Origin of the sequence: Allobosea eneae (assembly GCF_042657265.1) — a bacterium.
Lineage (GTDB): Bacteria > Pseudomonadota > Alphaproteobacteria > Rhizobiales > Beijerinckiaceae > Allobosea > Allobosea eneae.
The window spans coordinates 35,593-56,934 of record NZ_JBHSLW010000001.1 but is presented as its reverse complement, the minus strand read 5'-3'; the positions used below and the strand labels follow the sequence as shown (position 1 = coordinate 56,934).

The following is a 21,342-nucleotide window of genomic DNA, read 5'->3' as shown; positions in this document are numbered from 1 at the left end:
ACGGTCCGCCATTATGCGGAGCGGCACGGCGACAAAACCCCGCAAAACCGCGGCTGCCAGCCAACGACTCCGCATAATCCCGCGCTACGCATAATCGGCGCGGCCGACGAAGACGCGGTGGCTGGGGGCGTTCTCGCCGGTGTTGCGCGGCTCGGGGACGATGCGGACGCCCTTTGCCTGAACGCCGAGGGTGACGATGTCGCCGGTGAACTCGTTGTTGCCGGTCTTCTTGAAGGTGCCGATGGTGGCCATGGTGTTTCTCCTCGATCTTTGCTTCGAGCCGCACCGTTGCGGCCTCGATGGCGATCGGTTGGCCGTAAGGCGAACGCCGGCGCACCCCGCAGGGGCGAAGACAGCCAAGGAGGTGTTTGTTGTCTCGCGAGGAATGGGCGCGTAGCGCCCAGGGGAAGAAACTCCGACGCCGCTGTTGCGCCTGAGGCGATCGAGGCGTCAGCCGTCCTTCGGCCAGATCAGCCCATTGAGGAGGCCGCCTCGGAGCGCTCGACGGCGGGATCGGGGAGATGAGGCCCAAGTCTCGGCATGCGTTGGAGACCCGGCTTCGATGTGCACTGGCCGCGCCGTTCGCGCCCCTGGCTCAGGCAAGAGGAACCCGCCCTCTTCGGACATGCGCCTCGCCACGACAACGCCATGGCAATCGACATTCGCCAGACCGACCGAACGGCCATCCCGCTGTTACTGCGCTACACGGGCCTCGGCCGGGTCGGGCAGCGTTTGATCCAGGGCTCGCTGCCCCCACCCAACCCTTCGGTGAACGATGGATGCGATGGGTGCCCTCTCCTGCCTACCTCGCTGCGGAAACGTGATGAAGCCTCTCTGACAGCCCCGCCCGGACGCTTCGCGCGGGGCATCGCCCCCAATTGCGTGCGCGATGCGAGTTGGCCGGCGCATAGGCCGGCCCGGAGGGAGCTCACGCTCCCTCCTCTTCACGGCGTCGCCGCTCGACTTCGGCGAGGAGATCTTCGAGGCGCCGGAGCGCCTCGGTGAGTTCCTCGCGGGTGAGGAGGCAGTCGGCGATCTCGGCGCGCAACTCGGCGATTTCGGCATGGATGTCGAATGAATCGGTCATGGTTCTCTCCGTCGTCTCGATGACGGAAATGGGCGACCGGCAGCGGAGGGCCGGGTCAGGGATCGCGCAGCGACCGGCGAGGCCGGCGGGCACCAGCCCGTCCTTGACGCGGACCGACTGCCGGTAAGATCGATGTCCAGAGAGAAGGCTCTTGGCTCGACGCCGGGGCCGGGCTCCCATCGGCGAGTGCGAGGTGCGGCAGCGACAGGAGGCCGCGCGGAACACCAGCCTATCGGATGCGTCGGCGAGTGGCGCTGTCCTGCTCAGGCACCGCCGAAGCGCCAGACCGGGATGCCGAGCCTTTTGGCCTTGTCGGTGAGATTGTCCTGGATGCCGGTGCCGGGGAAGGCCATGACGCCCACCGGCAGAATCTCCAGCATCGCGTCGTTGCGCCGAAACGGCGCGGCGCGACCGTGCCGGGTCCAGTCGGGCGCGAAGCCGATCTGCGGCACGTTGCGATGGTCGGCCCAGCAGGCGGCGATCCTCTCGGCGCCCTTCGGCGATTTGCCGTGCAGCAGCACCATGTCGGGATATTTGGCATGGACGCGGTCGAGCGCATCCCAGATCAGCCGGTGATCGTTGCAGTCGAGCCCGCCGGTGAAGGCGATCTTCGGCCCAGGCGGCAGAAGCACCTCCTGCGTCGCGCGCCTGCGGGCCGCCATGAACTCCCGGCTGTCGATCAGCGCCGAGGTCAAGGCCCGATGGTTGAGCATCGAGCCGGTTCGCGGACGCCAGGGCAAGCCGGCGTGGCGCTCGTAGCGGGCGGCGGCCTCGTCGCGCAAGGTCTCGAAGGCATTGCGGCGTTCGATCAGGCTTTGCCCGGCTGCGACGAGACGTTCGAGCAAGCTGGCCTGCACCTCGCTGCCGTCCTGCTCTGTGCCGAGGTGGCGCTGGGCCTGCTCGTTGCGGTCGAGCTCGCGCTCGATCCTGGCAGCGGCGCGGTGGAAGAGCTGGACGGTCGACCAGAGCAGGTCGCCGAGATCCGGTTCGAGGCGGGTGTCGCCGAGCGTGCCGGCGAGCGCATCGAAGATTTCGGTGACGGCCCCGGCGAGGTCGGCCTCGTCCGGCAGCGGGCGCGGGTCGGGCTCATCGGGATGCGGGTGATAGCCGTAGAGCTGAAGCCCGGTCAGGACGTGTTCCGTCGGGGACGAGGCGTGCGGTTCGTGATGATCGTCGGGATCGAGGGGCATCGGATGGTCTCCTTCGTCGGGTTGGCCGCGCCCACGCGGCCTTCGCGGCGACGGACAGCCCATGGGCCGGACGGACTGGCAGCCCTCGCTTCGCGAGGGCCTCGATGGCCAAGGCCGGCGATTTTGTGTCGCGATGGAAAGCGCGGGCTCGCCCGCGCGCCGGAAAATCGCCGGCCGCGGCCATTGCCCGGCCGGCCGGTTCGTGGGCCCGATCGCCCTCCCGAAGGCCGGGCGCGGCCCTCGCCGACGACAGGGGGAGGCTGCCGAGCGCGCCGGGACGGCGACGTGAACGCCTCAGGCTCGATCCCGGCCAGAATCTATGGCCGTCAGGCGAGGAAGCGGACGACATCCTCGGCAGAGAGTTGCGACCGGAGCCGCGCCCAGAGGGCCTCGGCACCGAGACGACGCAGATCGTCGTTGAAGTCCCTGAGCCGCGGGGAAAGGACGATCGTCTCGATGCCGGAACTCGCCGCCCGTTCGCTCAGCCGTTCGCAAGCCGCGCTGCCGGCCGGATCGCGGTCGCGCAATACATAGAGACGGCGCAATCCCGGCGGGACAGCGATGGCGGCGAGATGGCCGGCAGAGCCCGCCGCCAGCATCGGCATGCGCGGCAGAACCGAGCGGAGCGAGAGCACCGTCTCGATGCCTTCGCCGGCGGCGAGCACGTCGGCGACGACGCCGAAGCGGACGCCGTGGCCGAGCAACTCGCCCATGGCGCGTCGCGGCGTATCGACCGGCGCCTTACTGGTGCCGTCGCGCGCGAGCCAGGTGCGTTGCACGCCGGTGATCCGACCGTCGAGATCGGTCACGGCGGCGATCAGCGCCGGCCAGGTCTCAGTCGGTGCCATGCCGTCCGGACAATAATAGCAGCGCGGATGGAAGCGCAGGCTCGACAAGCCGGGCTGATCGGCGATCCCGCGCCGGCGCAGATAAGTCTGCGCCAACGTGCCGGCGATCGGCTTCGAGATCGCGAAGAGCCGCCGGGCGGCTTCGGGCGAGCCCGGCCGGGCGGGACCCTCAGCTTGCCGCTGCGGCTCTGGATGCGGCTGCGAGAGAAAGCGCCGTGCTTCCTCGGCGACGTCGCGGAAGTCGATGAGCCCGAGCGTCTCGCGGATCAGGTCGAGCAGATCTCCGTGTTCACCGGTCGCGGCATCGCTCCATCGGCCGGCCGCACCGCGACCGGTTTCGGGGCCGACGAGGCGGACGAACAGCGAGCGACCGGGAGCATTGCGGACATCGCCGACGAGCCAGTAGCGGCCGGATCGGCGGCCGTTCGAGAGATAGTGGCGGCAGACGGCCTCGGCACGCTGGCCGAGGCCGCGCGCCAGATCATGCGCCATTCCTGCCATGGTGACCTCGACAAGGAAAAGGCCCGCCGTCGCCGGCGGGCCGATCAGGACAGACGGCAGGATCATCCGGCCGCGATGACCGCCGACAGCTCTTCGGAGTCATCGACAGCAGCCTTGCGGCTATCGATAATCGGCGTGCGCAGCGGCTCGGGCAGCCAGCCGGTTCCCGCCAGAAGGGTTTCTGCCTCGCCGGCCATGTCGCCCTTCTTCAGATGGCCGATCCGGTTGGCCGTAGGCTCGCCCCTCGCCTCGGCGACGGCCTGCAGAATGCGGGCCTTGGTGACGCGGCCAAGGAAATTGTCCACGGTCGGCGTCCAGCCGGCCGCGGCCATGTCGAGCGCGACCGCCTGGGCCAACCGGTCTGCATGGGCGAGAGCTCGCGGACGGCGGTTCCACGGCTCATGCACGGCGTTGACCGAGAGGCTGACGATATGGGCGAACAGCCCGGCCCGGCTGTCGCCGTCCCACGCCTGCAAGGCGTCCCAGACTTCGATCGCATCCTTCGGGAGCGCGTTCGTCCAACTCTCATGTCGCGACTGAACGGCCTGGGCCGAGGCGCTGTCGTTCAGCCCCGGTGTCTGCGCGTTGAACGCGACGCTTTTCAAATCGAGCTCCAGGCAGCTCTCCGAAGCGTAGCGGTAGAAAGCCTTCAAGGTCAGTGCGTGCAGGGCTGCGATGAAAGCGACCTCCGGGCGTTCGCAGAGCGCCTGGCGCAAAGCGAGCGTGCGATGCGACGTCAGCTCGGTTATCAGCCGATCGGAGATCGGCGAAAGGCCTTCGTCCTCTTCCGTCTCCGCTTCGTCGACGTCTCCAGCGACCATGGCATCGCCGCCGCGCTGAGCGGCGGCAGCCCGGACGCTGTCTGCCTCGGAGGCGTCGGCCTCGGGCTCGATCGGCATTTCGTCCTCGGGGCGGACGTAGCCGCGCTCGACTGAAAGCCGCCCGTCATGCGCGATGCTGACGAAGACGCCGGCGCGGGCGATCTCGGCCGGATCGAAGACGACCGGGCGTGCTTCAATGGCCTCCAGCGCCGTTTCCAGCTCGCCCAATCGTTCGTCAACCTCGCCGGGCAGTTCGTCAGCGCCCGCATGCGCATCGGATAGCTGGTCATACTCGGTCTGGAAGGCGTCGCGGGCCGCTTCCTCCTCGGGAGTAAGCGCGATGGTCTCGCCGCGCAGCCGGCGCAGGCCGAAAGTGTGCCCGTAAGCGAAGTCGGACGCGACCTCGATCCATTTCCAGCCCTCGGCAGCGACCGCCTGCGCCTCTGCTTCCAGCTTCTCGGAGACCATGCGATCGACCAGCGCGACATCCTGCAGCCAGCCGCCATCGTCGCCCTGGAACAGGTCGCGCAGGATCGTGCCGCCGGCCGCCTCGTAGGCATCGATACCGACGAACTGCGCCCGCTTGTCGGACGCACGGACGGCGCCTTCGGTCAACATGCGACGGATGACATAAGGCTGCTTGTCGTGAGATGTCTTCAGCCGCTCGAACGCCTGCTCCTGGCGCTCATGGTCGCCGGAGACCGTGAAAGCCATGAGCTGGTCGAGCGTCATGCCGTCTTCGGCGTAAGTTTCGAGCAGCCTTGGCGAGACCGAAGCGAGCTTCAGCCGCTGCTTCACGACATTGACCGAGACGAAGAAGGCGGCCGCGATCTCCTCCTCGGACTGGCCCTTCTCGCGCAGCGCCAGGAAGGCCCGGAACTGATCGAGGGGATGCAGGGGGGCACGCTGGATGTTTTCCGCGAGAGAATCCTCTTCGGCGATGCCGCCCTCGCGGACGATGCAGGGTATGGGCGCGGTCTTGGCGAGGCGCTTCTGCTTGACCAGCAGTTCCAACGCCCGGTAGCGCCGACCCCCGGCTGGAATCTCGAACATGCCGGTCTCGAAGCCGGCTGCGTCGACGACGGCACGGACGCTCAGGCCCTGCAGCAGGCCGCGCCGCGCGACGTCCTCGGCCAGTTCCTCGACCGAGACGCCGGCCTTGACGCGCCGGACGTTCGACTGGCTCAATACCAGCTTGTCGAAGGGAATGTCGCGCGAGGGCGACAGGGTGATCTTCTTCGCAGCAGCCATCTGGGTGATCTCCGCGACGGACGACCGGAAACCTCTCTCGGCCTCAAAATCCGTCACGAAGCGCAGCGCCGCCCTCTCACTCCGAAGGGCAGCACCGCAAAGAAAAGACCTACAGTCACGATGTAGGACACTTTGCGAGCCGGGTTCGGATCGCCGGCCACCTCACCTGGCTCGTCGATTGCCGCCCCTAAGCGTGGCCAACCGTTCCGAGGCGTCTCACTCTGCGCTGATCGATTGGCTCAGCCCGGACAGGCGCACGGTCTCGTCCCATGATTGCAGATCGGCGGCGATCAGATCGGCGTATTCCTTGGGAGTCGAGCCGGCGGCATCAAGCTGCAGCTTGGAGAGCGCGGCTTTGACCGCCGGGCTCGACAGCGCGCGGCGGACCGAATTGTTGAGTGCATCGACCGCCGCCCGAGGAACGGCTTGCGGCAGGAGCAGGCCGAAGGTTTCGAGCGCCTCCAGGGCGGCGTAACCTGCTTCTCTCGCGGTCGGGACGTGCGGCAGCAGCCCGCTGCGAAGACGCGCCGTCGTCGCGAGCGCGCGCAGCTTGCCCTCGGCGATATGCGGCAGCGGGTTCGAGATGACGGAGATGTTCGCCGCAATCTGCCCGGCGAGCACATCCTGCAAGGCGGGCGCGGCTCCCTTGTAGGGAACATGCGTGAACTCGAATCCCGCTGCCTGAGCGAGCGCGACGCCGAGAAGATGTTGCCGCGTGCCGACGCCGGACGTGCCGTAGGTCGCCAGCGTGGGGTTGTCGCGGCCCCAGGCGATGAAGGCCTTGAGCGTGGTGACGCTCGCGGGCACCGCCGGTCCGATGGTCAGCAGGAACTGCACGGTGCAGACCGTGCTCACGGCCGTGAAATGCTTGCGCGGATCGTAGGGCAGGTTCCGGTAGAGATGCGGGAACAGGCTGAGCTGGTCTCCGGGGGTCAAAACCATGACCGACCCGTCGGCCGGCGCGTTCACCAGCGATTGCAGCACGATGCGTCCACCGGCACCGGCGATGTTCTCGACGACGATCGTCTCGGCATAGTCCTTGAGATGCTCGGCCAGCAGGCGGGCGACATAGTCGACGGAACCTCCAGCCGCGAAGCCGAGCTGCAGCCTCGCGGTCTTGAACGGCACGGCTGCGCGGGCCTTCCTCGGCGCTGTCGATGCGACTGCGGTCAGACCGGCCATCGCGATCAACTGTCGGCGATCAATCACGGCATCCTCCCTTGCGTCATGGGATACGATGACCAAGCTTTGATCTTGCTTAATCGTAGCATAAAGCTCGAAATCACGACATCCTCGTACCCAAACGTCTACGGGGGGACTTCATGGACTGGTCTGACAGGATCGGCCGCCGCTTGAAGCCGCGCGACCTTCATATTTTCCTCGCCGTCGCCGAGGCCGGCACCATGGCGAAAGCCGCGGACACGCTCGGTTGCTCGCGGCCGGTGGTCTCGAAGACGATCGCCGATCTCGAAGCGACGCTGCGCGTCAAGCTGCTCGATCGCACGGTGCAGGGCGTCGAGCCGACGCGTTACGGACGCGCGCTGCTCTCGCGCAGCCTCGCGATCTTCGATGAGCTGCGCAAAGGCGTTCAGGAGATCGAATTCCTTTCCGCGCCAGGGACCGGGGAGGTTCGCATCGGTTGCCTCGAGCCGCTCATGACCGGCATCGCCTCCGCCGCCATCACGGAGCTGGCCGAGCTTCATCCGCGGCTCGTCTTCCGCACCGAGCTCGGCAACCGTCACATGCAGCCGCAGTTCCTGCGCGGCCGCCAGTGCGAGGTCAGCCTCACCCGCAGAGTCTCGGATCTGTGCGAACCGGATATGGAGGAGCAGCCGCTTTTCCACGAGCGGTTGCTGGTTGTCGCCGGGGCAGACAATCCGCTGGCGCGGCGGCGCAAATCGGTTCTGCGCGACCTCGCGGATGCCTCGTGGGTTCTCGCCCCCCACGAGGCCGAGGCCGGAGGTCCGGTCTTCGAAGGGTTCCGTGATGCCGGGTTCGCCATGCCGCAGGTCAGCATCCTGAGCTACTCGCTCAGCCTGCGCTACAGCCTTCTGCTGAAAGGCCCTTATGTTACCTGCATTCCCGCCTCGGTGATGCGGTTCGGCCCAAAGCTCGGCTTCATCAAGGTGCTTCCAATCGAGCTTCCGCCCTGGCAGCAACCGACCGTCATGATGACGCTGAAGGATCGTTCGCGCAGCCCGGCGGCGGAAGCCTTCATGGATCGGATCCGCAGCCTGAGCGTGCAAATGAACTCGGGCTGAAACGGCACAGCGGCTACCAGGCAAGGGGTCGAGAAGCCATTGCGTTCGGCCGGAACGAGCTGGCCGCTCGGGTTGGTTTCGGCGCAAGGCCCGCTGGCGCTGATCAAAGCCCGATCGCGGCCGCCTTGGCGGAGACCGCCGAGAGTGGCAATGCGATCGAGACGAGGACGCCTTCGCGGCGCCAATCATATGTCAGCGTGCCGCCGAACTGGCGCACGATCGTGCTGTCGAGCAACCGGCTTCCGAAGCCGATCCGCTCCGGCGGAGCCTCGACCGCCGCGCCGCCACGCTCTTCCCAGCGCATCAGAAGCCGGTTCTCGTCAGTTGTCCACGAAATCACGACCGTGCCCTCGTCTGAGGCGAGCGCACCGTATTTGAGGGCGTTGGTGACGAGCTCGTTGACGACCAGTGCCACGCCGCTGATCGATTGCGGCCTGATCGACACGGCCGATCCGTTCAGCGCGAAGCGAAGCCCGCCTTCGGATTGGTGGGCCTCGATCACTGAACCGATGATGTGGGCGAGCTCGGCGGGAGATGCGGTCGCCTCCCCCGACAGGACCAATTGATGCGCGCTGGCGAGGGCCAGCAGCCTGCCGGAAAGGCTTTGCGCGAAGTCGTCCTTGCTGGTTGCGCTCCTGGCTCCAAACCGGATCATCGTATTGACGAGCGCGAAGAGGTTCTTGACGCGGTGGCTCATCTCATGCGCCAGCGTCTCCGACCTTTCGAGCGCGGCCTGCAGTTGCTGCTCGGTCCTCTGCACCCGAAGAGCCGTCGCCACGAAGGAGGCGAGATCGGTCGCGATCCGGGCGTGTCCGCCATGGAAGTGGCCTTTCGTCCGCGCGACGATCCAGAGCGTGCCGATGGGCTCGTTTGCTCCGACGAAGAGCGGAACCAGCAGGACTTCCGGCACCGTGATGCCGGCCTTCGCAACCCAGTCGTAGACGCGCTCGACATGTTGCATCAGCACAGGACGTGCCCGGTCCAGGGTCACGCCGCAGGGGCTGTCGAGCCTGGGTGTCGTCGCGTCGTCGAATCGCGCCAGCTCGCCGATCAGATGACGCCAGCGGAATACGCCCGGCGCCGGATCGGGCTCGAAAATGCTGAGTCCTGCTGAGACACCGCCAGTCCTGCGCATGGCCAGCTCGACGAAACGCGGCAGAACCTCCGCCGGCGCTTCGCCCAGGCGCAGTGCGAGATCCTGAATATCCTGCTTCTCCTTGAGATAGTCGGCTGAAGCTGCGGGTCGACGAAACAGCTCGTCGCTGACGTCTACCTCGAAGCTCGACGTCGTGCACCGCATACGCATGCTTACTCCCACTCGTGAGAACAATCATCGTGAGCGCTGTTGGCGAGCAAAACCATCGCTTTCACGCTGTGCATTAAACCAGACTGTCGTCTTTGCCATCGAGTGGCAAGGCGCCCGACGGCGACGAAGGACGGCTTGCGGAGTGGCGCGCGCGAGGTCGGTCGACATTTACGGGCTGCTTGATGACGTCAATGTTGAGGTGTCAAGCAGATGGTCTGCCGGCGAGCCGACGGGGCTGGGGAACTGGCCGGAGAATTTGAGGTCGGCGCCGCCGGCGCGTGTGGGTCCGGCAGCATCAGTGCCGGCCGCTCCGGGATTGCCGAGGCGCTCGCCGACCGGGCCTCCTGACGGGAACGCAACCCTGGCACCGTGGTTTCCCATAACGGAGGAACCGCATGGACGACGATCTCGATACTCTGTCGCGCGAGGAGTTGATCGCGCTGGCACGCAGGATGCGCGCGGCGATCCGCGACCATCGCGACGCCTCGGGCCATGACCTGTGCTGGCATCACCCGAAGCTCTGGGCCTTGCTGCCCGAGCCGGCCGATCCCGAAATCGCCGTGCCGCCCTGGCCCAGATTTCTTCGCGGCTGCGTACGCTATCGCGAGAGCCTCGATCGCCAGAAGCCCGACGCGCAGGTCCTCGAGGAGGAGTTCGACGGATAGCGGCGAGCTAAAAGGTGATCTTCACCGCATCCGCGCTGCGCGTCGCCTCGCCGTGATGGACGGCCTCCACGTTGTTGCCGTCGGGATCGAGCAGGAACGCGGCGTAACAGCCCGGATGGTAGAATCGCTCCTCGGGCGCGCCACCGTCCTGACCGCCAACTCCATGCTGGCCCGGTAGAATGCCTCGACGGTCGCGGTGGCTTTGGCCTGGAATGCGAGATGATGCCTGCCGGTCTGCTTCCCCAGCGCCGCCTCGCTGTTGGCGGAGGAGACGAGTTCGTCGGCCGAGAAGAAGCCGTCACCCTCGAAGTCAATCGGCACGCCCAGCGCGGCCGCTTAGAAGCGCCGGCTGGCGGCGAAATCCTCCACCACCAGTTGGATGCGATCGATCAGCCGGCCGCGATACAGTTGCTGCATCTCCATGACCTTCCCTCCCTAACTCCATTCGGAAACCATGCGCGGACGCGGGTCGGTCGCCGTGTCGAACGTTCGAGACCTCGTGGAGCCAGGCCGACGCCGGAACGGTGTCGATCGCGCGGTCCGACGCGCCGAGGCTGACCGTCGTGACTTAATCCCAAAGCCCGGCAGCGCCGGTTGCGCCACGATGTCGGCATGGCGATCCATTCTGACGATACCGGAGCAAGCATCGTGGCAACGGCCCAGCCGGCCAGCCTGACGCGGTCCAGCGCGAGCGATCGCGTTTGCGGCGTGACAATGGCAACCGACGGTGCATCGTACGATGCAAACACTGGGAACACCGCTCGGCAGGACCCGACAGTGCTGGCCTATGGACATCTCGTCGTCGCTTATAAATTCTTCAACGAGCGCCTGTTCGGCGGTGCGCTCCCGGGCTGCCTGATCACGATGCAACGCAAGAAGGGCGCACGCGGATTTTTCCACGGCGACCGCTTCGGCACGCGCGATCAGGCCGAGGTCACCGACGAGATTGCGCTCAATCCGGCCTCCTTCGCCGTTCGCGACGACAGGGCAATCTTGTCGACGCTGGTTCATGAGATGGCGCATCTCTGGCAGCATCATTTCGGAAAGCCGTCGGGTACCGGTTATCACAATCGCGAATGGGCGGTGAAGATGCGGGAGATCGGGCTCGTGCCCTCCGACACGGGTGGGCCGGGCGGGCGGCAGACGGGACGGCGCATGACCCACTACATTCAGTCGGGCGGACCTTTCGACCTCGCCTGCGAGGAGTTGCTGCGGTCCGGTATCCTCGTCGCCTATGTCCAGCGCGGTGACGACGAGAAGGCCGAGGCCGTCCGAGCCAAAAAAGCGGCCAGCAAGACCCGCTACACCTGCCCTGGATGCGGACTGAATGCCTGGTCGAAGCCTGCCGCCCGTGTGGGTTGCCTCGATTGCCGCCAGCGGCTGCTTCCTTCCCCCTGAGTTTGAGGTCACCATGGACAACGTCGAAAATCTGATCCGGGATCGGCTCGAACATCTCGGCTCCCAGGGCGAGCCGTTCGCCATCTTCGATCCGGCGCTGATCGACGACGCCGGTCAGGCCGAGGTGCGCGATCTCGCGCGTGTGCTGTCGCCGGAGAAATTCGTCGTGCTGGCGGTGCCGGCAGCGGTGTTGCCGGCCTTGCTGCCGTCTCTCGCGCACGATCACAGCCAGGCCTTCATGCAGGGGCGGCCTCTCGTGATCCATCCGATCGGCCTGGAGATCCGCGACGAAAATCCATCCCATCGCCCCGTCGACACCGACCGGCTGAAGACGGCCAAGACCGCACTGGCTGTGCACACGTTCCGGATCGTGTCCGCTCAAACGGCGCTCGAACTCGCCCGCAGCGTGCAACAGGACCGGGCCGCTGCCGTCGAAGCGGGCAAGTGTGCCAGAGAACGGGTCGAGGATGCCGTCTGGCGAGGCGGGGCCGATCCGGACGGGGCCGGCAAGATGCGCCGCTTCGACGGCTTGATCGATCGTGGGCGCCGGTTGGCACCGACGTTTTTTGGCGTCGACAAGGCGGGCGAGGTCGCAAGGGCCGAGGAGCACCGCATCGCCGGTCGAATCGAAGCCTTCGATCCCGATGCTCCGGGTGCGGAGGATATCACCGCGATGCTCGAACAGGACAATTTCGATCGGCTGCGACATCTCGCCGATCACGAACTCCGCGCAAAGGCGCATGAAGGAGCCATGGCGCGCTGGTCGGCTTCGGTGCGCGAAGGCAAGCCGATCGAAGGCGCGGATGGCCTCGACGTAGCGAACGGCATCGTCAGGCGCCAGTCGGCTCCCGATCTGATGCGGGTCGCGATCGACGGCGATCTCAATCCCGCCGAAGTGCATCGCAATCTCGAGACGATGCGCGAAGCCTTCGAGGTCGGGCGGTTGATCGGGCGCCTGAGCCGTGGATGCTCGATCGAGTTGGCGGTCGGACAGGCCAAGATCCTGATCCTATCCTTGCACATCTTCGCCAGCCAGCTTCACGAAACCGGCAAGCCGGAGACCGAGGCTGACGGCTGCGCATGGTTTCTCGCCGATGCCGCGCTAGCCTGCCACGATCTGGGTTTCTGGAACGCAACGGTCGCGCGCATCCTCGATACCGGCGAAGCCGAAACGGTCGCGCCGCAGGCTCCGTGAGTTAATCCCAAGGCCTGACGCTCTCTCCGGTGCCACGATCCCGCTGTCGACGTCATCAGCGACCCCACAGGAAGGATCGATATGGCCCGGTTGAAGCACAGTCTGATCAGCGGCACGACGTTGTCGCAGCTCGTCATCGTTGCGAACGAAAAAGGAGGCCAGGGCAAGTCGCTCATCGCGCTCGCGGTTGCCGACCATGCGTATCTGCACGGTGCCCGGCTCGGGATCGCGCAGGTGGATGCGCAGTATCGGCTCGCCCATGCGCTCGGACGCAACGTGCTGACGATCGCGCCGGTCGCCAAGGACGCGCGCCGCGATCCCGCCGCCGAGGCGCGGTCGTTCACGCCGCTCTATGGCCTGATCGAAAAGGCGGCCGGACGCGGCGCCAGCGTGTTGATCGACACCGGCGCCAACCAGGCTACACGGCTCGCGCATTGGAGCGGACTGGTCGACCTGGCCGAAGACCTGACGCTCTGGAAGGTCGCGATCACGCTGATTGTTCCTTACGTGGCCGAAGCGGAGGGCATGCGGCAGGCGGCCCAGACGGCTACCCTTCTGCGGGACCGGATCCCGCAGGGCCGGCTCGTGCTCGTCGAAAACGAGCGGGACGGATCGTTCGCCCAGCTCCACCCGGCGTCGGATGCCGCCAGCGTGCATCGTACGATGATCGCGCCCCTGAAAGCGCAGGCGACGACCTTGCGGATGCCGTCGATCGAAGCTGGCTCCTGGCGGCCCTTCGAGGCGGCGCGCTGCCGGTTCGTTCAGGTCGCCCAGATGCCGGTCGAAAAGGTGATGACGGTTACCGGCCTGCCCCGACCCGAAGCGAAGATCGTGCGCGGGGACGTTGCCGGCTGGACCGCGACGGTCTTCGACGAGCTCGATCATGTGCTGCCTTGGAGCAAGCGCGGAGGTGCTCATGGTTGAGCGGCGCGAAGACTTCGAGCGGGCAGCCAAGCTCGCCTCGACCGAAAGGCGCGAAGGGGAGCAGGCTTTGGTGCAGCGTCTCGCCGAGGATTTCCAGCGGGATCCGGAGAGGTTCGATCCGCGCCGGCTGAGCTTTCTCAGCACGCTGGGGTGGGTCGACCTCCTGAACACGTTGGAGATTTCCCCGACCGGGGGGAAGAGGCCCTTCGCGAGCGGATTGGCCGATTCTCCGCAGCCGGACCAGTGGCCGGCTCCCGGATGGACGGGCCTGCGCCGGTCCGAGCGGCCAGCCTGGCTCACCGGTGTCACGTCCGGGGTCGGCTTCGGAGTTCTGGTCGTCCTCTTCGCCTTCCTCGTGAGCTTCGCATTCGGCTGAGAGCCGCCTCGCCAACACGGAAACATGACAATGTCGACTGGAAATCCGTTCGTTGAAGTCCGCTCCTATGCGCCGGCCGTCCTCGGCGCGGCCGCGACGGCCGCGATCGTGCTCATTCTTGGACTGCTGCTGTTCGAGATCCGTCCGCCGCATGTCGCGGGAGAGTTGGGGATCGTCGCAATGGACCTTGCCCGTCTCGCTCAGGTCCTCACCGGCTTGCTCAGCGCCGATGGCTGCATCTTGTACGTATCCGATTGGATGGGTCTCGAATGCCGATCGGGCAGGAGCGCTCAAAGAATTGGCCTGATCTGGCAGTCGCATCACGCGCGGTTTCAGCTGAGCATGCTCGCGGCAGCTGTTCTCTCGGCGGCTGCGATCGCCTTCGTGAGCATCGCTTCGGCCACGCCCAAGCGGGAGCAAACGAAGACCCTGAAGGGTAAGCGACCGGTCTTCGACGCCGATGGCCGCGCATCGTTGCGCGGGGCCATCGCCAAGACCGGCCGGGCGTTGGAGCGTAGCCTCTGGCTGGTGCCGCATGTCCAGCTGACGCCGTCCGTCGAGGGCTACAATATGCTGGCGATCGGGACGCAAGGGGCGGGCAAATCATCGACGCTCCGCGCACTGATCGAGCAGCTCATCGCCCGCGGCGATCAGGTCCTGGTCCACGATATCAAAGGCGATCTGACAGCGGGGCTCCCATCCGATGAGTTCATCCTGGTAGCCCCGCACGACGCCCGATCCTGGGTCTACGACATCGCCGAGGACATCCGGAACGCACAGCATGCGAGGGAGTTTGCCGCCCACGCAGTTCCTACCTCCGCGGGCGAGGCGATGTGGGGCGACGGCTCGCGAGCCGTCTGGGCCGATCTCGTGATGGCATTGCGGGCCGATACGCAAGGCCGGTGGGACTGGATCGCGCTCAGCGACGCGCTGCTCTCGCCGGGGGCTGACATCAAGGCGATGCTCGACCGTCATGGCGCGGTCAGCGCAAGTCGGTTGATCTTCGGCAGCGACGATCCGGAAGAGAATCGCACGACGATGTCGGTCCTGATCACGATGTGGATTGCGGCGCTGACCGTGGTGCATCCGCTAGCGGAGGCCTGGGCCGATGCGCAGGGCGGGCACCGCTTCAGCCTCCGGAACTGGATCGATGGCGACGGTCGTCTGCCGCGTGTGCTCGTTTTGCAGAAATCCAGCGAGTATCCCGAATTGACGCAGGCGCTCAACGCATTCCTGATCGACCGTCTGGTCGGGCTGGCATTGCGTCCGGGACGGGAACGCAACCCGGCGACAAAACTCGCGCTCTGTCTCGACGAGCTTCCCGAATGCGCCCGGCTACGCCGTTTCCCGAATCTCTTGAACGTAGGCAGAGAGTTCGGCGTCGTAACAGTCGCGGCAGTCCAGGACATCGCCCATTTGATAGAGCTCTATGGAGAAAACGTCAGCCGGGTGCTCCTCGCCCGGTTCCGCATCAAGCTGGTGCACCAGCTCGACCCCGGCGACACCGCCGAGCAGGTTGGTCGCTGGCTCAAGGAACGGACCATCGAGTATTTCGGACCGGAGAAATACGATCCGGCGATTAAGCGGAATATTCGCGAGACGGTTCGCGAAATCGTCCCGGTCTTGCCCGTCGATCGTCTCGAAACGGAGCTCGGCGTGCGAATGAAGTACGGGCGCCCCATTGTCCGCGCCATGATCCTGGGCTTGGGCAATCCCGCGATCATCGATATCCCCGCGACCGGCTGGCCCGATCGGCGCCCCGGCCATGAGCCCGCGCCCTGGCTCGACCCGTAGTGGCCGACAAACTTCCAATCGGTGCGCGATAGGAAAATCGACAAGCCGTGTCGGCGTCGATCCGGCGTCCGATGACCACCGTCCTCACCGACTTGTCTCGACAGATTGCCTATAGTCAAGATCAATCGTTGGCGTTGGCAGTCCATGACGATGATGCGAGGTCGCTCCATGGGCATTTTCGACGCACGATTGTTGTGGCGCCATTGTTTGGCACCTTCACCCTGCCGATGGCGATTGGCGTTAGAGATCGACCGATGTGTTGCGCGTTATGACGACCTAGCAGCTGGGCACGCCCGACGAGGCGCCTTTATAGCGTGAAGTCTTGGAGGTTACTGACGGGACGCGGATCGAACGCGTCTTCTACAAGCCTGCTCAGCGATCCGGAGATCAACGTCATCCCGGTTCTTGGGTGAAACCGGATGGAACACGCCTCGAGTGGTCGCCAACGCATTGGAGGCGGCCGGTCGCGAAGACATCTCCACCGAAGTTCTTGCTGGACTGAGCGTGCTTGCTTTGCGCCTCACGACGCGTCACGGGCTCTGCGCCTCAGCAGAACCACCGCAGCTACGGCGCTATCCTTGTGAGCCGAAGCCCGCGACCGCTGATATGAGTTAATCCCAAAGCCCGAACCTGCCCTGCCGGCTAATTCGACGGCCTCCCATCACGGAGGCCGTCTTGGTCGCAACCTGGAATCCTGCTGCAGCCAGCTCCTATTATCTCCGCGGTGCCGAGTACTATCTCGGCGCCGTCGAGCCGGTCGGCCGCTGGTATGCGCCTGGGGCCGATTTCGGGCTCGTGGACGGCGCCGAGGTCGAGCCCCTTACGTTCGAACGTCTCTACGCCGGCCGCGGTGTCGATGGCCAGACCCTGTTGTCTCAGAGCGGCAGGGCCGACCGTGTCCCGGCTTTCGACGTCACGTTCAGCGCGCCGCGCTCGGTCGCGCTGGCCTGGGCCTTCGCTGGGCTGGACCTCAAGGCCGCCATCGAAGCGGCGCAGGAGCGCGCGGTCCGAGCCGTTCTCACCACCATCGAACGCGAGGCGATCTGGGCCCGCCGCGGCAAGGGCGGCCTGACGCTTGAGCCCGTCGCGCTCTCGGCCGCGCAGTTCCAGCATGGCGAAAGCCGCCCGGCCGAACATGAAGACGGGCGCATTTTCGGCGATCCGAATCTGCACACCCATACCGTCGTCCTCAATCTCGCCACGCGCGCGGACGGGTCCGTCGGAGCCATTCATTCCAAGATCCTGCGCGACTGGAAGATGGCGGCAGGTGCGCAGTATCACGCCGCGCTCGCGCATGAGATGGAAACGCTCGGCTTTGCGATCGATCGTGTCGGCTACAACGGAACCTTTGAGCTCGCCGGTGTCTCCGACGTTCTGATCCGGTATTTCAGCGCGCGCCGGAAAGAAATCGAAGACGAGCTCGCCGAGCACCAGACGACCAGCCGCTCGGCGGCGGCGCTCGCCTCCGCGATCACCCGGGCGACGCGCGAGGCGAAGAGCGACTCCGGCACGCGCTCGCGGGAAGAGGTCTGGGCTGAGGCCGCCGCGGCACAGGGCGTAGCCGTCGAGACGTTCGCCGAGAATCTTCGCCAGCATGGCCGCCAGCCCGAGTCCCAGCTCGGGGAGCGACTGCTGGCCGAGCGTCTCGCAGTCCTACCTCGCGAACTCACCGAAACCCGCAGCGTCTTCGAGCGGCGCGATCTCTTCCGCGCGGTGTCGGCCGCGCTCGTCGGCACCGGACTTCCGGCTGAACGCGTCAGCAATGAAGTCGAGCGCCTGCTGCATGACGGCGCAGTCGTCGAGATCGGTCGCGATCCGATCGGACTGCCCCGCTACTCGACCGCCGAGATGGTCGCGGTCGAGCGTCAGATCGTCGAGATCGCGCGCGACCTCGCCGCCGATACGCGAAAAGGCATCAACCGAGACGCGTTGATCGTACGATGCAACGACGCCGGCCTCAGCCTCGAGCAGAGGAGCGCCGCGATCACGGCGACGGGCCCGCAGGCCATCGCGATCATCGAGGGCGCGCCTGGCAGCGGGAAGACCACGACGCTCGCACCTGTGGTGGCCGCTTATCGGGAAGCGGGCTGTCGCGTTCTCGGCGCGGCTACCGCCTGGCGCATCGCGCGCATGCTGCAGAACGATCTCGGCATCGAAGCCCGCGCAACCGCGAGTTGGCTAGAGAAAGCCCGTCGGGGACACGAAATCCTTGACCGGAACACCGTGCTGATCGTCGACGAGGCCGGCCTGCTGTCGTCTCGCGACATGCATGCCATCCTGTCGGAGGTTCAGCGAGCGGGTGCGAAGCTCATTCTCATCGGCGACCGGGGCCAGTTGCAGGCGATCGGCGCCGGTCCCGGGCTTGATCTCGTCAGTCGTGCGGTCGAGGCCGCCCGCGTCGAGACGATCGTGCGCCAGCACGACGCCTGGGCCAGGGAAGCGGTACGGGATTTCGGCGCCGGCGAGACCGGCCGCGCGCTTGAGGCCTTCGCCGAGCGCGGATTGCTCGTCGAGGTGCGGGGCGCCCGGGCAGCGATCACGGCGATCGCAGATCGCTGGGAGGCGGCCCAGGATGCCGATCCGACCGCCTCCAACCTGCTTCTGGCCAAGACCAATGCCCAGGTCGCGGCGATTTCGCGCGAGGTCCGCGGCCGTCTCAAGGACAGGGGACTGATCCACGGACCCGAGATCGAGTTCGCCACCGTCACCCCGTCCGGGCATGGGAGCCAGATCACACTGGCGCGCGGCGATCACATCCGGTTCCTCGTTCGCAGCGACGAACTCGGTGTCGTCAACGGATCGGTCGGCATCGTCACCAGGGTGATGGAGCAGGTCGACCCGGATGCGCCCGGCGAACGCAGGATAAAGGTTGAGGCTGTTACGGGCGGCCGCCTCGTCACCTTCGATCCGACCGCGCTGGCCGACGACAAGGGCCGCGCCCGCCTCGGTTGGGCCTATTCAAGTTCGATCTACGGCAGTCAGGGCCTGACCGTCGATCGGGCGCTGGTGCTCGTCGATCCCGCGCTCGATCGCCATGACATCTACGTCGCCGCCAGCCGGGCGCGAGACAAGACGACGCTGGTCGTCGACACCAGCGCGATCGACCGCCACATCCTTGCGGAACGCCCGCTCGATCGACAGGTGACGGGCATCGAGCTCTCCGCGTCGGAGCGCCGTGACTGGCTCGCCGGTCGGCTGTCGCGGTCCAACATCAAGCTCTCGACCGTCGCGGTGATCGAAGCCGGCGGCGAACAGGCAAAAGGCCGAATCCGTCTCGCCTCCCGATCCCGTGAGCTCGACCATGGGCTCTGAGCGCGAGAAAGGCCCGATCGTCGTTGACGACTGGCCCGAACAGGTTCCGGTCACGCCGGCCGAGCTCAAGGTGATCGAAACGTATCTCGGTCGCCTTCTCGACGAAATCCTGTCTCCGACGGGAAAGCCAGAGCCGCCGAGAGCCATTCCCCAACACCCACCCGATCCTTGCCCCAGCCCCAGCGAAAGGACATCGCCATGAATGACCAGCAGCACCTGAATCGGCTCGTCGAGATGGCGAACGCGAACCGCGACCAGATCCTGCGCAGCAAAAGCCATTCCGCCGCTCTGGCCAAAATCATCGGCGGGAGCGACATCGTCTGGGGCATCTGGCAGGACGAGAGCTGCCCGAACGGCGTCGACAGCATGATCATCAAGGGCCGGGGCCGGCTGATGCTGATCGGGCAGTCCGCGCGTGGCATGGCCGTCAAGATGACCGCCGTTGCCTGCCGGGAGTTCGCGGAAGCCGAAGCCATGCGTCAGGTGTTCGGCGATGGCCGTGCGGAGCACGAATGATCGCACCACGCGGAAATGCCTGCTCCGGATCCGTTCCGGGACGGCCGGGAGAGCGGTCACGGGCCCGAGTTCAGGACCCGGCACCCTATTGATGATCTCGAACAAATCATTGATTTGTTTGGCGTATTATGCTCTGATGAGGGCGTGTCCCGAGTGGAAATCCGCGATGAATATGGATCTGCGCAAGATGAAGTCCAGCCCAATCTCAGATGAGCGGCCGTCCCGGGCGTGCGGATACTTTCGGGTCTCGACCGGCCGGCAAGCGGAATCCGATCTGTCGATCCCCGATCAGCGCAAACAGATCCTCGCCTTCTGTGCCGGCAAGGGCTGGAACCTCGTCGCCGAATATGTCGAGCCAGGCGCAACGGCGACCGACGATGCCCGCCCGGAATTCCAGAAGATGATCGAGCGCGCCACCGACGACGATAGGCCGTTCGACGTGATCCTGGTCCATTCGTTCAGCCGCTTCTTCCGCGACGCGTTCGGCCTGGAGATGTATATCCGCAAGCTCGCGAAAGCGGGCGTGCGCCTCGTTTCCATCACCCAGGAACTTGGCGACGATCCGGCCCAGGTCATGATGCGCCAAGTGATCGCGCTGTTCGACGAATATCAGAGTCGGGAGAACGCTAAGCACGTTTTACGTGCAATGAAGGAGAATGCACGTCAAGGTTTTTACAATGGCTCGCCGGTTCCGCTCGGCTACACCACCGTCGAAGTCGAGATGCGCGGCAACCGGGCCAAGAAGAAGCTCGTCGAGGATCCGGTCGAAGCGGAGACTGTGCGGCTGATCTTCAGGCTCTACCGCGCGGGTGACGGAACGAGCGGACCGCTCGGCATCAAGCAGGTCACCTGCTGGCTGAACGAGCGCGGCTATCGGACCCGCAAGGGCGCCCGCTTCGGCGTTGCGACCGTGCATGGCATCCTGACCAACACCGTCTACATCGGCGAATGGATCTTCAACAAGCGCGATTCCAAAGCCCTGGCCCAGAAGCCGGCGAGCGAGCAGATCGTTGTGGAGGTGCCGGCGATCATCCCCCGCGACGAGTTCGACGCCGTGCAGGCGCGGATGAAGGTCAACGCGCCGATGACCACGCCGCCGCGCGTCGTGACCGGCCCCATCCTGCTGACCGGCCTTGCGACCTGTGCCACCTGCTCGGGCGCGATGACGCTGCGGACCGGCACCTCGAAATCCGGACAGGTCCACCGCTATTACGCCTGCTCCGTCCACGGACGAATGGGCAAGACCGCGTGCAAGGGACGATCCATCCGGATGGACCGGCTCGACACGCTCGTCACCGACAATCTCGTCGACCACCTGTTCGAGCCCGCCCGGCTCACGGTCATGCTCGCCGGATTGGCGGCGGGGCGCGCCGAGCGCGCGCTGGAGGTCGACACCCGGATCACGACCCTCCAGACCGAGGCAACCCAGGCCGAGGACAGGTTGAAACGCCTCTACAAGATGGTCGAGGACGGGGTGACCAATCTCGACGACCTGCTGAAAGAGCGCATCGCCGATCTCAAGCTGCAGCGCGATCGCGCCAACGCCGCGCTCGAGCGGATCAAGGCGCAGGCCGCCCCGGCGACCACCCTGGAGCCGGAAGCCATCGAGCGGTTCGGGCGCCTCATGCGCGAGAACGTCACCGCCGGCGACATCCCGTTCCGAAAGGCCTACATCCAGTCAGTCGTCGATCGCGTCGAGGTCGACGACGATATCGTCCGAATCATCGGGGACAAGGCCACCCTGGAGCAGGCCATCGCGGGCAACGCTGCGCGCAATCTGGGTGTTCGCAGTTTTGAACGGAAGTGGCGCGCCCGACACGATTCGAACGTGTGACCTTTGCCTTCGGAGCAAGGATAGTGTGTTTCGCCGAAGCTATCCGATCTTATCCGAATGCAC

General features: G+C 66.0%; 16 protein-coding genes and 3 pseudogenes. 11 read left to right on the top strand and 8 right to left on the bottom strand.

Annotation, left to right across the window (positions count from 1 at the left end; genetic code table 11):
* Window positions 1-93: 93 nt before the first annotated feature.
* The 6 genes and pseudogenes from ACFPOB_RS00245 to ACFPOB_RS00220 all read right to left on the bottom strand — a co-directional run.
* Window positions 94-252, bottom strand: a pseudogene (locus tag ACFPOB_RS00245) (DUF736 family protein); the annotation flags it as partial.
* Window positions 253-928: 676 nt separating this feature from the next.
* The gene (locus ACFPOB_RS00240; RefSeq protein ID WP_377794950.1) at window positions 929-1,087 is read right to left on the bottom strand and encodes a hypothetical protein; all 159 of its coding nucleotides are present in this window, start codon (window positions 1,085-1,087) and stop codon (window positions 929-931) included.
* Between the two features lie 263 nt (window positions 1,088-1,350).
* Window positions 1,351-2,277, bottom strand: coding sequence for a DUF2493 domain-containing protein (locus tag ACFPOB_RS00235; protein ID WP_377794949.1), 927 nt, complete (start codon window positions 2,275-2,277; stop codon window positions 1,351-1,353).
* A 326-nt stretch (window positions 2,278-2,603) separates the two neighbouring features.
* Window positions 2,604-3,626, bottom strand: a complete 1,023-nt coding sequence (locus ACFPOB_RS00230) for a DUF7146 domain-containing protein (protein WP_377794953.1) — start codon at window positions 3,624-3,626, stop codon at window positions 2,604-2,606.
* Window positions 3,627-3,688: 62 nt separating this feature from the next.
* Window positions 3,689-5,698 (bottom strand): ParB/RepB/Spo0J family partition protein, encoded by a 2,010-nt coding sequence (locus ACFPOB_RS00225; protein ID WP_377794948.1) that lies wholly within the window; start codon window positions 5,696-5,698, stop codon window positions 3,689-3,691.
* Window positions 5,699-5,914: 216 nt separating this feature from the next.
* Entirely contained in the window at window positions 5,915-6,907 is a 993-nt protein-coding gene (locus tag ACFPOB_RS00220) for a Bug family tripartite tricarboxylate transporter substrate binding protein (protein WP_377794946.1), read from the bottom strand.
* 113 nt (window positions 6,908-7,020) lie between these two features.
* Between ACFPOB_RS00220 and ACFPOB_RS00215 the strand changes: the two are divergent.
* Window positions 7,021-7,176 (top strand): annotated as a pseudogene (locus ACFPOB_RS00215) (helix-turn-helix domain-containing protein); the annotation flags it as partial.
* Window positions 7,177-7,353: 177 nt separating this feature from the next.
* Entirely contained in the window at window positions 7,354-7,959 is a 606-nt protein-coding gene (locus ACFPOB_RS00210; protein ID WP_377794952.1) for a substrate-binding domain-containing protein, read from the top strand.
* Between the two features lie 103 nt (window positions 7,960-8,062).
* Here ACFPOB_RS00210 and ACFPOB_RS00205 read toward each other — a convergent pair whose 3' ends face one another.
* On the bottom strand, window positions 8,063-9,265 hold the full coding sequence (locus ACFPOB_RS00205) for a sensor histidine kinase (protein WP_377794945.1): 1,203 nt from the start codon (window positions 9,263-9,265) through the stop codon (window positions 8,063-8,065).
* 395 nt (window positions 9,266-9,660) lie between these two features.
* Between ACFPOB_RS00205 and ACFPOB_RS00200 the strand changes: the two genes are divergently transcribed.
* Window positions 9,661-9,930: a hypothetical protein gene (locus tag ACFPOB_RS00200; protein WP_377794944.1), complete on the top strand. Its 270-nt coding sequence runs from the start codon at window positions 9,661-9,663 to the stop codon at window positions 9,928-9,930.
* Between the two features lie 7 nt (window positions 9,931-9,937).
* On the opposite strand, the pseudogene ACFPOB_RS00195 reads toward ACFPOB_RS00200, so the two are convergent.
* Window positions 9,938-10,353: pseudogene (locus ACFPOB_RS00195) on the bottom strand (VOC family protein).
* A 189-nt stretch (window positions 10,354-10,542) separates the two neighbouring features.
* On the opposite strand from ACFPOB_RS00195, the gene ACFPOB_RS00190 reads away from it, so the two are divergent.
* The 8 genes from ACFPOB_RS00190 (at window position 10,543) to ACFPOB_RS00155 (ending at window position 21,279) form a co-directional block, all read left to right on the top strand.
* Window positions 10,543-11,328: a SprT-like domain-containing protein gene (locus tag ACFPOB_RS00190; RefSeq protein WP_377794943.1), complete on the top strand. Its 786-nt coding sequence runs from the start codon at window positions 10,543-10,545 to the stop codon at window positions 11,326-11,328.
* Between the two features lie 13 nt (window positions 11,329-11,341).
* Window positions 11,342-12,523 (top strand): hypothetical protein, encoded by a 1,182-nt coding sequence (locus ACFPOB_RS00185; protein WP_377794941.1) that lies wholly within the window; start codon window positions 11,342-11,344, stop codon window positions 12,521-12,523.
* Between the two features lie 81 nt (window positions 12,524-12,604).
* On the top strand, window positions 12,605-13,447 hold the full coding sequence (locus tag ACFPOB_RS00180) for a division plane positioning ATPase MipZ (protein ID WP_377794940.1): 843 nt from the start codon (window positions 12,605-12,607) through the stop codon (window positions 13,445-13,447).
* Window positions 13,440-13,823, top strand: a complete 384-nt coding sequence (locus ACFPOB_RS00175) for a hypothetical protein (protein ID WP_377794938.1) — start codon at window positions 13,440-13,442, stop codon at window positions 13,821-13,823. The genes ACFPOB_RS00180 and ACFPOB_RS00175 overlap by 8 nt, the downstream gene beginning before the upstream one ends.
* Before the next feature lie 30 nt (window positions 13,824-13,853).
* Window positions 13,854-15,617, top strand: coding sequence for a type IV secretion system DNA-binding domain-containing protein (locus ACFPOB_RS00170; RefSeq protein ID WP_377794936.1), 1,764 nt, complete (start codon window positions 13,854-13,856; stop codon window positions 15,615-15,617).
* 675 nt (window positions 15,618-16,292) lie between these two features.
* A complete protein-coding gene (mobF, locus tag ACFPOB_RS00165; RefSeq protein WP_377794934.1) occupies window positions 16,293-18,929 on the top strand; it encodes a MobF family relaxase in 2,637 nt (878 codons plus the stop codon).
* 198 nt (window positions 18,930-19,127) lie between these two features.
* Window positions 19,128-19,445 (top strand): hypothetical protein, encoded by a 318-nt coding sequence (locus tag ACFPOB_RS00160; protein WP_377794932.1) that lies wholly within the window; start codon window positions 19,128-19,130, stop codon window positions 19,443-19,445.
* Window positions 19,423-21,279, top strand: a complete 1,857-nt coding sequence (locus ACFPOB_RS00155) for a recombinase family protein (protein WP_377794930.1) — start codon at window positions 19,423-19,425, stop codon at window positions 21,277-21,279. Before ACFPOB_RS00160 ends, ACFPOB_RS00155 begins: the two co-directional genes overlap by 23 nt.
* Window positions 21,280-21,342 lie beyond the last annotated feature (63 nt).

Coding starts and splice junctions, on each gene's coding strand:
- ACFPOB_RS00155 (WP_377794930.1), top strand. CDS start 19,423: ATGGCCGTGCGGAGCACGAATGATCGCACCACGCGGAAATGCCTGCTC.
- ACFPOB_RS00205 (WP_377794945.1), bottom strand. CDS start 9,265: ATGCGTATGCGGTGCACGACGTCGAGCTTCGAGGTAGACGTCAGCGAC.
- ACFPOB_RS00240 (WP_377794950.1), bottom strand. CDS start 1,087: ATGACCGATTCATTCGACATCCATGCCGAAATCGCCGAGTTGCGCGCC.
- ACFPOB_RS00170 (WP_377794936.1), top strand. CDS start 13,854: ATGTCGACTGGAAATCCGTTCGTTGAAGTCCGCTCCTATGCGCCGGCC.
- ACFPOB_RS00235 (WP_377794949.1), bottom strand. CDS start 2,277: ATGCCCCTCGATCCCGACGATCATCACGAACCGCACGCCTCGTCCCCG.
- ACFPOB_RS00175 (WP_377794938.1), top strand. CDS start 13,440: ATGGTTGAGCGGCGCGAAGACTTCGAGCGGGCAGCCAAGCTCGCCTCG.
- ACFPOB_RS00160 (WP_377794932.1), top strand. CDS start 19,128: ATGAATGACCAGCAGCACCTGAATCGGCTCGTCGAGATGGCGAACGCG.
- ACFPOB_RS00230 (WP_377794953.1), bottom strand. CDS start 3,626: ATGGCAGGAATGGCGCATGATCTGGCGCGCGGCCTCGGCCAGCGTGCC.
- ACFPOB_RS00185 (WP_377794941.1), top strand. CDS start 11,342: ATGGACAACGTCGAAAATCTGATCCGGGATCGGCTCGAACATCTCGGC.
- ACFPOB_RS00180 (WP_377794940.1), top strand. CDS start 12,605: ATGGCCCGGTTGAAGCACAGTCTGATCAGCGGCACGACGTTGTCGCAG.
- ACFPOB_RS00200 (WP_377794944.1), top strand. CDS start 9,661: ATGGACGACGATCTCGATACTCTGTCGCGCGAGGAGTTGATCGCGCTG.
- ACFPOB_RS00210 (WP_377794952.1), top strand. CDS start 7,354: ATGACCGGCATCGCCTCCGCCGCCATCACGGAGCTGGCCGAGCTTCAT.
- ACFPOB_RS00225 (WP_377794948.1), bottom strand. CDS start 5,698: ATGGCTGCTGCGAAGAAGATCACCCTGTCGCCCTCGCGCGACATTCCC.
- ACFPOB_RS00190 (WP_377794943.1), top strand. CDS start 10,543: ATGGCGATCCATTCTGACGATACCGGAGCAAGCATCGTGGCAACGGCC.